Raw genomic sequence first — 11,704 nt, 5'->3', positions numbered from 1 at the left:
CAGCCGTGCGAAACGACCGTGCGCGGTGGTCTTGCCGGTGCGGGTGGGTTCGTCGTGGGTATGTCACCGACCGGCCCGGCTCGTCAGCGGAAAGGCGACCAGGCGGGATCGAACCACCCCGCGGCGGCGGCGGTGAATCGCGCGCGCTGCCAGCCGCCCGCGCCTTCCGGTACCGAGCCCACCAGATCGACGCCGGTGACGCGGGGCAGATCGGTGCGGTTGCACTCGGCGGCGAGGTCCGGTTCGGCGGGCCAGGAGCCGATCACCAGGCCCGCGCACCGCACGCCCGCCGATTGCAGTGCGCGGGTGGTCAGTTCGGTGTGGTTGAGCGTGCCCAGCCCGGCGGCGGTGACCAGCAGAACGGGTGCGCCGAGTTTCTGGGCGAGGTCGAGCAAGGTGAAATCGCCCAGGCGCACCAGCAGCCCGCCCGCGCCCTCGACCAGAACCAGGTCGGCGTCCGCCAGGGAGTCGACGGCGGCGGCGGTGTCGGCGAGCGTCAGCTCGGGCAGCCCGGCGCGGCGGGCGGCAGTGTCGGGTGCCAGCGGGTCGGGGTAGCGGGCGAGTTCGACCGTCCTGGTGACGCCCGACAGCCGCTCGATCTCCGCGAGGTCACCCGGTTCGCCTGCCGCGACACCGGTCTGGCCCGGCTTGCACACCGCCACCGAACGACCGCTTGCCCGCGCCACGGCGGCGACGGCCGCGGTGACGACGGTCTTGCCGACGTCGGTGGAGGTTCCGGTGATCAGCAGGACGGTCACGCGGGCACCGCCTCTCGCGCCTCGGCCAGCACCTCGCCGAGCACCGCCGCGATGGCGTCGAGTTCGGCCGCGGTGAGGTTCGCGCGCGCGGTCAGGCGCAGTCGCGACGTGCCTTCCGGAACCGTCGGCGGACGAAAGCAACCCACGTCGAGCCCGCGCGCCCGGCAGGCCTGAGCGGCGTCGAAAGCCACCTGCGCCGGGCCGAGCACTACCGACACCACCGCCGACGGCGGCGTAGGCACCCCGGCGATCCGGGCGATGTCGGCGGCGCGGTCCAGCACCCGACCGGCCAGCGCCGGTTCGGTGCGCAGCAGGCGCAGCGCGGCCCGCGCGGCGCCGACGGCGGCGGGCGCGAGACCGGTATCGAAGATGAACGTGCGCGCGGCATCGATGAGGTGGGCACGCACCCGCGCACTGGCCAGCACCACACCGCCCTGCGCGGCAAGGGATTTCGACAGCGTGGCGGTGATCACCAGGTCCGGCGCACCGGCCAGCCCGCACTCGTGCACCAGCCCGCGCCCGCCAGCACCGCGCACGCCGAGGCCGTGCGCCTCGTCCACCACGAGCACCGCCGCGTTGGCCCTGGTCACCCGGTGCAGTTCGGTCAGTGGGGCGAGATCGCCGTCGGCGCTGAACACCGAATCGGTGAGGACCAGCGCGCGTTCCTCGGTGCGTTCCGACAGCAGCCGGTCCACCGCCGCGACGTCGCGATGCGGCGCGATCTCCACCCGGGCACGAGACAGCCTGCACGCGTCCACCAGCGAGGCGTGACTACCGGCGTCGGAGATCACGAGCGAGCCGCGCCCGGCGAGCGCGGTGACCGCGCCCAGGTTGGCCGCGTAACCGGAGGCGAACACGAGTCCCGCTTCGGCGCCGACGAATTCGGCCAGCTCCGTCTCCAGCAGTTCGTGCTCCGCGGTGGTGCCGGTGACCAGGCGCGACCCGGTCGCCCCCGCGCCCCAGCGGCGCACCGCCTCGATGGCGCCTTCGATCACCTCGGGGCGGCGGACCAGGCCCAGGTAGTCGTTGGAGGCGAGATCGATCGACGGCGCCTGTGCGGCGCGCGGGCGCAGCTCGCGGCGCAATCCCGCGGCCACGCGCGCGGACGCGCGTTCGTCCAACCAGCTCAGCGGATCGGTAGTCACAGCTCCGCAGCATACTTGAACACTGTTCAGGCCGCCCGCCCACCGCCCGCTGGTACCGTTGAGCCAACGTTGGTGGTTGTCACCGGCCTGCGGTGGCGAAGTTTCACCGGGGAGGAAAACGGCCGGATGCCGCGGTGGGCGATAGTCGTCGAGGAAACAACGGGCTCGGGGGAGCAGAAGCGCTGGTCACCCCGGATTCTCACCGAAGTGGTCGGCACGCGCGCGCAGGCATTGGCGAAGCTGGCCGGCGTGCTGCCCACCTACACCCCCGAACATCCCAAACTGCGCGGTCGCCGCATCGTCCTGCGCGACGGCGACACCTACTTGCTGATGGTTCGTGGCTGGTCGGACGATTACCACTGCATCTTCCGGGTGTGGGAGATGGTGTCGGACAGCGATCGTCCGGAGATCCCCGGCACCCCGCACGACCGGTTCACGGACCGGTGAACCAATTCGGCGTATCGAGCCGGAACACCTCGCCGGGCGTCAGCAAGCGCAGATCGCGTTCCAACTCGGCCAGCCGGTGCGCGCCGAGCAGGTTCGCCCAGCGGTCGTGGATCCGGTCGAAGGCGCGCGCCGATCGGGTCAAGACGTCCTCGGCGCGTTCGGTCAGCGTGTAGACCTTGCGGCGCGCGTCGGTCGGATCGTGCCCACGGCGCAGGTAGCCCAGCCGCTCGAGCGTCTCGATGTGCTTGCCCGCGGCTTGTTTCGAGACGCCGAGCGCGCGCCCGAGATCCGCGGCCGTGCAACCGTAGGGTCCGCCCGCGCGGCCGACCGCCTGGAAGACGAAGCCGTGCATCGGCCGTAACTCGGCATGCCCGTGCTCGGCCAGTTCGGCGTGCACCTCGTCGACCACGGCGCGGAAGCCGAGCAGCATGCGCAGCGGCAACTCGTAGCCACCCGCGTCACTTGACATGATGGACAACCTCGTTGACTATATGGACAACCATGTTGTCTATTTTAGGTGGTAGCCCGATGACCGTCATCCGACACTCCGACACCCGCCGCACCGAAACCCCGAGCGGCGTCATGACCACACTCGCCTCCCCCACCCAGGGCGGCTCCGGGCTCGCGCTGTGGCGGGTCGATGTCCCCGCGGACACGGCCGGACCACTGCACTTCATCGACGCCGAACAGATCTGGACCGTCCTCGCCGGACGCGTCGACATCGCGCTCGACGGCACCGAACTCACTGCCGCCGAGGGCGATACGGTGATCCTCCCGGCGAACGTCCTGCGGCAGGTGCGCACCGGGCACGGCTTCACCGCCATCGTCACCGCACCGGCGGGCGCCCGGGCCGGAACACCGGAGGGCGACGGCACGATCGTCCCACCGTGGATCGCCTGACCGGTCACCGAGCGGTCTGCGCGGCCACCGCGGCGCGCATCCCGGCGGTGATCGTCGCGATGTCGCCGGAGGTGCTGATGAACGGCGGCATGGCGTACACCAGGTTGCGGAAAGGACGCAGCCACACCCCGGCGGCCACCGCGGCGTCGGTCGCGGCGCGCATGTCCACCGGACGGTCCAGCTCGATCACGCCGATCGCGCCGAGCACCCGCGCCTCCACCACACCGGGCAGGCCGCGCACCGGAGCCAGGCCCGCCGTCAGCTCCGCCTCGATCCGGGCCACCTCGCCGCGCCAGTCGCGCGAGCGCAGCAACTCGATCGACGCGACGGCGACCGCGCAGGCCAGCGGGTTACCCATGAACGTGGGACCGTGCATGAGCCCGCCGTGCGCCGCGCTGATCGTCTCGGCGATCCGCGTGGTGCACAGCGCGGCGGCCAGGGTGAGATAGCCGCCGGTCAGCGCTTTGCCGACGCACATCACATCCGGGCTCACGCCTGCCACGTCGGCCGCGAACAGCGTTCCGGTGCGGCCGAATCCGGTCGCGATCTCGTCGAAGACCAGCAGCACTCCGTGTTCGTCGCACAGCCTGCGCAGGTCGGTGAGATAGCCGGGGTCGTGCCAGCGCATCCCGCCCGCACCCTGGACGAGCGGCTCCACGACGACCGCCGCGAGTTCGCCCGCGTGCGCCGCGATCAGGCGCTCCAGTTCCGCCGCGTACTCCGGCCGGTACTCGCTCGGCGGCACCGGCGCGAACACCTGGTTCACCAGGATGTCGGTCCACAGCGAGTGCATGCCGCCCTCGGGGTCGCACACGCTCATCGGCGTGAACGTGTCGCCGTGGTACCCGCCGCGCCAGGTGAGCAGCCGCCGTTTCTCCGGCTTGCCCAGCGAGCGCCAGTACTGCAGGCACATCTTCACGGCGACCTCGACCGACACCGAGCCGGAGTCGCACAGGAACACTTTGTCCAGCCCGGCCGGTGTCGATTCGACCAGCAGTTCGGCCAGCCGGGCCGCGGGCTCGTGGGTGAGCCCGCCGAACATCACGTGACTCATCCGCCGCGACTGGCCGACCAGCGCGGCGTCGAGCACCGGATGCCGGTAACCGTGGATGGCGGCCCACCAGGAACTCATGCCGTCGACCACCTCGCGGCCGTCGGCCAAGGTCAGCCTGGTGCCCGCGGCGGCGGTCACCACCAGCGGTTCGGTCGTCGCGGGGAAACCACCGTAGGGATGCCAGACGTGTTCGGCGTCGAGTGCGGTGATCTCGTCGGGGGTCAGTGCCACAGGAATCCTCGCGTCACGGCCCCGGCCGTCCGGGGCGGCTTGAACGCCGTTCAAGTTAGCACCCGAGCCGGTCGGCTCCCTCAGGCAGGTCGGCGGAGTCCGGCCGTTTCCCGACCGGGCGAGCCGCCCCGCGATATTCTTTGACTCAGTCAAGGATTGGAGCCGACGTGACCGCCGCCGACATCGCCGCCGTCCGCGAGTTCAACCGCCACTACACCCGGGTGATCGGCGTACTGGGCGAGGGACTGCACGACAGCCGGTACTCGCTGACCGAGGCGCGGATCCTGTTCGAACTGGCGGCATCCGACGCGACCGAAGTGGTCGCGCTGCGGCGCGCGCTCGACCTCGACGCCGGCTACCTCAGCCGCATCCTGGCCCGGTTCGAACAGTCCGGTCTCGTGCGGCGCAATCGCTCCGGCACCGACGGCCGCCGCCAGGAGGTGCGGCTCACCGACCGGGGCAGGGAGGTCTTCGCGACGCTCGATCAACGCTCCAGCGACGAAGTCGGCGCGCTGCTCGACGGGCAGCCGCGAGCGAATCGGACCCGGCTGATCACGGCGATGCGAACCATCCAGCGGATTCTGGACCGGCCCGCCGCCGCGCCCGCCTTCTCGCTGCGAGCCCCGCGCTCCGGCGACTACGGCTGGGTCATCCAGCGCCATGCGGAGCTCTACGCGAACGAATACGGCTGGGACGCGACCTACGAGGAACTGATCGTGCGCATCGTGGCCGATTACCTGGCTTCCCGCGACGAGCGGCGCGAGCGCGCCTGGATCGCGGAAGCGGACGGTCACCCGGTGGGCAGCGTCTTCTGCGTTCGCGAGGACGACAGCACCGCGCGGCTGCGATTGCTCCTGGTGGAGCCCACCGCCCGCGGCCTCGGCGTCGGTTCGGCGCTCGTCGGCGAGTGCCTGCGCTTCGCCACCGCGGCGGGGTACCGCGAGATCGTGCTGTGGACCAACGACGTGCTCACCGCGGCGCGGCGCGTCTACCAACGGGCGGGCTTCGAGCTCGTCGACCAGACCCCGCATCACAGCTGGGGTCACGACCTGGTCGGCCAGACCTGGCGGCGGGCGCTCACGCCCGGGGACTGACGCGCCCGCGCCGCGCGGGCCGTACCCTCTCGCGAGCGCACGGCCCGACCCGCTTGTGGGGCTACCAGGACGGTTACCCGGCCGTGTCCGGCCTTCCGCAACGGGCCGCACCCGGCGGTCTCGCGCGCGTCGCGGTACTTCCCGGCTACCGCCGCCGCTGGCCGGAAAACGCCTTCGACCTCCCCTGATCCGGTCGTCCGGAACCACCCGCACTGCGGAATGCCCCGCTGGCGCTACTGTCGTTGCCATGGCTCAGCCCGACGCAGCGCCCGGCGACGCGACCCCACTGGGTGTCTGGCCCGGCACCGCCTATCCCCTCGGGGCCACCTACGACGGCGCGGGCACCAATTTCTCGGTGTTCTCGGAGGTTGCCGACGCGGTCGAACTCTGTCTGATCGACGGGGACGGCGCCGAGACGCGGATCGCGCTCGACGAGGTCGACGGCTATGTCTGGCATGCCTACCTTCCCGCGATCGATCCCGGTCAGCGCTACGGATTCCGGGTGCACGGCCCCTACGACCCCGAGCGCGGCTTGCGCTGCGACCCGAGCAAGTTGCTGCTCGATCCGTACGGCAAGGCGTTCGACGGCGATTTCGACGGCGACCCCTCGCTCTACACCTACGGACTGGACTCGCTCGGCCACACCATGACCGGCGTGGTGATCAACCCGTACTTCGACTGGGGAGCCGACCGCGCGCCCAACCGCCCCTACCACGAGACCGTGATCTACGAGGCGCACGTCAAAGGCATGACGATGACCCATCCCGACGTGCCCGAGGAATTGCGCGGCAGCTACTCGGGCATCGCGCACCCCGCGATCGTGGATCACTTGAAGGGGTTGGGCGTCACCGCGATCGAGCTGATGCCGGTGCACCAGTTCCTGCACGACCGCGTGCTGCTGGACCAGGGACTGCGCAATTACTGGGGCTACAACAGCTTCGGCTACCTCGCGCCGCACAACGGGTACGCGGCGATGGACCGCGCCGGGTCGGCGGTCACCGAGTTCAAGGCGATGGTGCGCGCACTGCACGCCGAGGGCATCGAGGTGATTCTCGACGTGGTCTACAACCACACCGCCGAGGGCAACCATCGCGGCCCGACGATCGGCTTCCGCGGCATCGATAACGCCGCCTATTACCGCCTGGTCGACGACGATCCCTCGCACTACATGGATTACACCGGCACCGGCAACAGCCTCAACGTGCGCCACCCGCACACCTTGCAGCTGATCATGGACTCGCTGCGCTACTGGGTCCTGGAGATGCACGTCGACGGCTTCCGCTTCGACCTGGCCGCGACGCTGGCGCGGGAGTTGCACGATGTGGACCGGCTCTCGACCTTCTTCGACCTGGTGCAGCAGGATCCGGTGGTGAGCCAGGTCAAGCTCATCGCCGAACCGTGGGATGTCGGCGAGGGCGGCTACCAGGTCGGCAATTTTCCCGGCCTGTGGACGGAATGGAACGGCAAGTTCCGCGACACCGTGCGCGACTACTGGCGCGGCGAACCGGCGACGCTGGGCGAGTTCGCCTCTCGGCTCACCGGCTCCTCGGACCTCTACGAGGCCACCGGCCGCAGGCCGAGCGCGAGCATCAATTTCGTCACCGCGCACGACGGATTCACATTGCACGACCTGGTGTCCTACAACGAGAAACACAACGAGGCCAACGGCGAGGACAACCGGGACGGCGAGAGCTGGAACCGCTCGTGGAACTGCGGCGCCGAAGGGCCGACCGACGATCCGGACATCCTCGCCCTGCGCGCCAGGCAGAGCCGCAACCTGCTCGCGACGCTGATGCTCAGCCAGGGTGTGCCGATGCTCGCGCACGGCGACGAGATGGGACGTACCCAGCAGGGGAACAACAACGTCTACTGCCAGGACTCGCCGCTGGCCTGGATGGACTGGTCGCTGCGGGAGAAGAACGCCGAGCTGCTCGAATTCACCCGTGCGGTGATCGCGTTGCGCACCGAGCACCCGGTCTTCCGGCGCCGCCGCTTCCTGGCGGGCGGCCCGACCCGTTCGGCGGGCGGCGCCCGCGACATCGCCTGGCTCACCCCCTCCGGCGAGGAGATGACCGAAGCGGACTGGGACAGCGGATTCGGCAAGTCGCTGGCGGTCTACCTCAACGGCGAGGCGATTCCCGAGCCCGGCCCCCGCGGCGAACGGATCACCGATGACTCGTTCCTGCTGTGTTTCAACGCCCACGACGAGGCTATCGACTTCGTGCTACCTCGCACCGGCGACGGCGGGGAATGGTCGGTGGCACTGGATTGCTCGACGCCGACCGGCCTGGCCGACGCCGGGTACCCCGGTGGCGCGACCGTCACCGTCGAAGCTCGCTGTCTCCTCGTCCTCCGCCAGGCCTCCTGACCAGAATGCCGATGAACCCACCCGATTCCACCGAGATGCACGTGACCGACCCGGTATCGCTGCGACGCAAGCCCGCCCGCCAGACGACGATCCGCAGCGCCTACCGGCTCCAGCTACGGCCGGACGCACTGACCTTCGCCGAAGCGCGCACCATCGCGGAATACCTCCAGCAGCTGGGCATTTCGCACCTCTACCTCTCACCGATCCTGACCGCCACGCACGGCTCGACGCACGGCTACGACGTCACCGACCCGACCACGGTCTCCGCCGCCCTGGGCGGGCCGACCGGGCTCAAGGCCCTCGCCGACGAGGTGCGCAGCCGCGGCATGGGACTGATCGTGGACTTGGTGCCCAATCACGTCGGCGTGGCCGATCCGCGACAGAACGCCTGGTGGTGGGACGTCCTGCGGAACGGGCAAGAGTCCAGGTTCGCGCCGTACTTCGACATCGACTGGAGCCCCGGCAACGGCGCGGGCGGACGACTGGCGCTGCCGGTGTTGCAGAGCGAGAACGATCCGGCCGCCTTGACCGTGGACCGCTCCGGCGCCGAACCCATGCTCGCGCTGCACGATCTGCGTTTCCCGATCGCGCCGGGCACCGACGGCGACAACGCCCTGCGCATCCACGACAAGCAGCACTACCGCCTGGTGAGCTGGAAGGCCGGGCTGTGCACCTACCGGCGGTTCTTCGCGGTCAGCAGCCTGGCCGCGATCCGGCAGGAGAACGCCGAGGTCTTCGAGGTCACCCACCGGGAACTCGCCGCGTGGTGCGAACACGACCTGATCGACGGCGTGCGCATCGACCACCCGGACGGTCTGGCCGATCCGGCAGGCTATCTGACCCGGCTGCGCAGGCTGATCGGCCCGCACCGGTTGCTGCTGGTGGAGAAGATCCTGGCCAACCGCGAGCCGTTGGACGCGACGCTGCCGATCGACGGCACCACCGGCTACGAGGCGCTGGCCGATTTCGGCGGCGTGCTGATCGATCCGCGCGGGGAACACGCGCTCACCGAACTCTCGCGCCGGGTCGCCGGGCACGGCAGCGACCGGGCCTGGATCGGCGAGACCGAGCACCGGATCAAGCGGGCGGTCGCGGAAACCATTCTGACGCCGGAGATCCGGCGGCTGGTCGCCGCCATCAAACAGGATGCGAACGCCGAGAGCTTCGACACCATGGCGCTGACCAACGCCACCATCGAGGTGCTGGCGTTCATGCCGGTGTACCGGGCCGACTACGCGCCGCTGGCCGGAATGGCGGACGCGGTGATCGCCGAGGTGGAGAAGCGCAACAGCGAGCTCACCGCGCCGCTGGCCGTCCTGGTCGCGGCGCTGGCCGCCGACGGGGCCGCGGCGGTGCGCTTCAGCCAGGTCTGCGGCGCGGTGACCGCGAAGGCGGTCGAGGACACCATGTTCTATCAGGCCGCGCGGCTGGTCTCGTTGCAGGAGGTCGGCGGCAACCCGGCACGTTTCGGTCACTCGCTCAACGAGTTCCACCTGTCCAACAGCCAGCGCGCGCAGCTGTGGCCCGCGACCTTGACCACACTGTCCACGCACGACACCAAACGCGGCGAGGACGTGCGCGCCCGTATCGGCGTCCTGTCCCAGGCCGCGGAGACCTGGGCGCGCAATGTCGACGCCTGGCTGGAGACCGCTCCGGCGCCGGACGGCGCGACGGCACTGTTCCTGCTACAGAACATGTTCGGGGTGTGGCCCGCGGACGGCAGACCCGCCGCCTCGGTGCCCGGCCTGCGCGAACGCCTGCACGCGTTCGCCGAGAAAGCGATCAGGGAGGCGAACACCAAGACCTCCTGGGAGGAGCCGGACGCCGAGTTCGAGTCCGCCGTGCACGCGTGGCTGGACGTGGTGATCGACGGGCCGGTGGGCTCCGAACTCGGTGACCTGGTGCACGAGCTGGCCCCGCACGCCTGGTCGGACTCGCTGTCGCAGAAACTGCTGCAACTGTGCGGACCGGGCATACCGGACGTCTACCAGGGCTGTGAGCTGTGGGAGGACTCCCTGGTCGACCCGGACAACCGCAGGCCGGTGGACTTCGCCGCCCGCGCGGGCATGCTCCAGTCGCTCACCGGCACACCGGCGCTGGACACCACCGGCGCGGCGAAGATGTGGATCGTCGCCTACGCGCTGTGGTTGCGCCGCGAACGTCCCGATTGCTTCGTCGGCGGCACCTACCGGCCGCTGTTCGCCACCGGCGACCACGCGGCCAAGGTGGTGTCCTACGCCCGCGGCCGCACCGGTGAGCCGCCCGAGGTCATCGTCGCCGCCACCCGGCACAGCGTGAGCCTGGCCGAGACCGGGTGGGGCGATACGTTCCTCGACCTCCCCGCCGGCAGCTGGACCGACCGGTTGACCGGCCACACCTTCCAGGGCCGGGCCAGGCTGGAGAAGATGTTCGGCAGGCTGCCCGTCGCGCTACTGGTGCGCTGAGAGCTCGAGCGGGGGCGGCGCGTCGGGCACCGCGGGAACCCGCTCGAGTTCCTTCGCGAAGTCGCCGCGCACCTGCTCGAAGGTCTTCTCCGGGATCACGCCGCCCAGCTCTTCGCGCCAGCGGCGCAGATTCGCGGGCTGGTAGTCCAGCGCGTCCTGCGTGCTGACCGACAGCCGGACGCCCTGATCGGTGGGCGTGGCGATCCGCCGCCAGGAATCCCAGTGGAAGCGGCGGCTGCGCGGATTGCGCAGGGTGCGCACCAGATTCAGGACGCGGTAACCGATGCTCAGCGAATCGTGCAGCCGCATGTGGTCGCCCTTGGTGGTGTCGCAGCGCTTGGACAGCGCGTCCAGCCGATCCCGGTCGAAGGCCAGCCCGACCGACTCCGCCTCCCGGACCATCCACTGCAACGTCGCGTCGGACAGGCCGCATTCGGCGTAGCCGCCGCCGATATCGGTGTGCACGCCGGGGAACCACACCTGCTTGACCCGCTCGAAACCGCGCCGGTACTTCACGGTCGGTTCGACCGGCACCTCCCACAGGGACGGTTCGAAGTTGCGCCGCCGTTCATCGATGGCCAGCGCCTGGCGGGCGCAGTGCACGTGGCGGGAGAGCTTGACGTCGTGGAAGCGGTGCCGCAGCGAGGTGACGCCGGGGACGCCCAGCGCGCCGACGGTGTCGAACACGCCGAGGAAGTCGATCTTCGCTCTCCTGCAATTCTTCCGGCGGAACTCCTGCCATTCCTCCGGCTCGGCCGGATCCGGGTCCTCGGGTGTCGGCACCGGCGGGCGCTGCCGATAGATGCGCAAGGCGTCCGGGTACTTGCCCGCGATCATCGCTTCCGGGGTCATGATCCCGATCCGGCTGATCAGACCGGCCAGGCTGCGCGCCGTGAAGGCGCCGCGGCTGAAGCCGAAGATGTAGATCTCGTCGCCCTTTTCCCAGTTCAGGGCGAGATGCCAGTAGGCGGACGACAGGTTCGCCTCGAGTCCGAGTCCGAAGGCGCCGCCCAGAAGGCGATCGCTGAGGAAACCGCGGGCGCCCGGGCCGGAGACGTAGGTGACCCACTGCTGGATCGTCTCCCCCGCCGGGCCCGGCGCGTCGAAGCGGATCGTCTGCGCGATCTTGACGATGTTCGACACCGTGCTGCTCGATTCGGCCTTCCAGGTGCCGTCGCAACATACAACGAGACGTTTCATGCGCTGATCCTCCCGCTGCCGTCCCACCGAAACCCGCGTATTCCACTACTCGAATTCATCGCG

At 70.2% G+C, this 11,704-nt stretch carries 10 protein-coding genes; 5 read left to right on the top strand and 5 right to left on the bottom strand.

All coding sequences use genetic code 11. The annotated features are described in order from the left end of the window. Window positions 1–83 precede the first annotated feature (83 nt). Together bioD and ON29_RS10355 are read right to left on the bottom strand one after the other, a co-directional pair. The gene (gene bioD, locus ON29_RS10360) at window positions 84–758 is read right to left on the bottom strand and encodes a dethiobiotin synthase (RefSeq protein WP_040865989.1); all 675 of its coding nucleotides are present in this window, start codon (window positions 756–758) and stop codon (window positions 84–86) included. Then, on the bottom strand, window positions 755–1,903 hold the full coding sequence (locus ON29_RS10355; RefSeq protein WP_040865988.1) for an 8-amino-7-oxononanoate synthase: 1,149 nt from the start codon (window positions 1,901–1,903) through the stop codon (window positions 755–757). Before ON29_RS10355 ends, bioD begins: the two co-directional genes overlap by 4 nt. 72 nt (window positions 1,904–1,975) lie before the next feature. Here ON29_RS10355 and ON29_RS10350 point away from each other — a divergent pair, with 72 nt between their 5' ends. Further along, complete coding sequence (locus ON29_RS10350) at window positions 1,976–2,350, top strand: hypothetical protein (protein ID WP_051175061.1); 375 nt, start codon at window positions 1,976–1,978, stop codon at window positions 2,348–2,350. Here the strand turns inward: ON29_RS10350 and ON29_RS10345 are convergent. After that, window positions 2,337–2,819: a MarR family winged helix-turn-helix transcriptional regulator gene (locus tag ON29_RS10345; RefSeq protein WP_085994861.1), complete on the bottom strand. Its 483-nt coding sequence runs from the start codon at window positions 2,817–2,819 to the stop codon at window positions 2,337–2,339. The two genes, ON29_RS10350 and ON29_RS10345, sit on opposite strands and share 14 nt — an antisense overlap. 59 nt (window positions 2,820–2,878) lie before the next feature. Between ON29_RS10345 and ON29_RS10340 the strand changes: the two genes are divergently transcribed. Then, on the top strand, window positions 2,879–3,250 hold the full coding sequence (locus ON29_RS10340; protein ID WP_040865987.1) for a cupin domain-containing protein: 372 nt from the start codon (window positions 2,879–2,881) through the stop codon (window positions 3,248–3,250). Between the two features lie 4 nt (window positions 3,251–3,254). Here the strand turns inward: ON29_RS10340 and ON29_RS10335 are convergent, their stop codons facing one another. After that, window positions 3,255–4,535, bottom strand: coding sequence for an adenosylmethionine--8-amino-7-oxononanoate transaminase (locus tag ON29_RS10335; protein WP_040865986.1), 1,281 nt, complete (start codon window positions 4,533–4,535; stop codon window positions 3,255–3,257). 167 nt (window positions 4,536–4,702) lie between these two features. Here ON29_RS10335 and ON29_RS10330 point away from each other — a divergent pair, with 167 nt between their 5' ends. From ON29_RS10330 to treY, 3 genes are all read left to right on the top strand, one after another. Further along, complete coding sequence (locus ON29_RS10330; RefSeq protein WP_040865985.1) at window positions 4,703–5,629, top strand: bifunctional helix-turn-helix transcriptional regulator/GNAT family N-acetyltransferase; 927 nt, start codon at window positions 4,703–4,705, stop codon at window positions 5,627–5,629. Between the two features lie 247 nt (window positions 5,630–5,876). Next, on the top strand, window positions 5,877–7,997 hold the full coding sequence (glgX, locus tag ON29_RS10325; protein WP_040865984.1) for a glycogen debranching protein GlgX: 2,121 nt from the start codon (window positions 5,877–5,879) through the stop codon (window positions 7,995–7,997). Between the two features lie 35 nt (window positions 7,998–8,032). Further along, complete coding sequence (treY, locus tag ON29_RS10320; RefSeq protein ID WP_051175064.1) at window positions 8,033–10,441, top strand: malto-oligosyltrehalose synthase; 2,409 nt, start codon at window positions 8,033–8,035, stop codon at window positions 10,439–10,441. Here the strand turns inward: treY and ON29_RS10315 are convergent. Then, window positions 10,427–11,641 carry a T6SS phospholipase effector Tle1-like catalytic domain-containing protein gene (locus ON29_RS10315; RefSeq protein ID WP_083863344.1) on the bottom strand — a complete coding sequence of 405 codons (1,215 nt, stop codon included), beginning with the start codon at window positions 11,639–11,641 and terminating at the stop codon, window positions 10,427–10,429. The genes treY and ON29_RS10315 overlap by 15 nt on opposite strands. Window positions 11,642–11,704 lie beyond the last annotated feature (63 nt).

Source organism: Nocardia exalbida NBRC 100660, assembly GCF_000308575.1.
GTDB classification, from domain to species: domain Bacteria; phylum Actinomycetota; class Actinomycetes; order Mycobacteriales; family Mycobacteriaceae; genus Nocardia; species Nocardia exalbida.
Note: the sequence above shows the minus strand (reverse complement) of the source record. Positions and strands in the feature narration are given on the sequence as shown.

Excerpts from the sequence above, each read along its gene's own strand:
- glgX (WP_040865984.1), top strand. The coding sequence starts at position 5,877 with ATGGCTCAGCCCGACGCAGCGCCCGGCGACGCGACCCCACTGGGTGTC.
- ON29_RS10340 (WP_040865987.1), top strand. The coding sequence starts at position 2,879 with ATGACCGTCATCCGACACTCCGACACCCGCCGCACCGAAACCCCGAGC.
- treY (WP_051175064.1), top strand. The coding sequence starts at position 8,033 with ATGCACGTGACCGACCCGGTATCGCTGCGACGCAAGCCCGCCCGCCAG.
- ON29_RS10315 (WP_083863344.1), bottom strand. The coding sequence starts at position 11,641 with ATGAAACGTCTCGTTGTATGTTGCGACGGCACCTGGAAGGCCGAATCG.
- ON29_RS10345 (WP_085994861.1), bottom strand. The coding sequence starts at position 2,819 with ATGTCAAGTGACGCGGGTGGCTACGAGTTGCCGCTGCGCATGCTGCTC.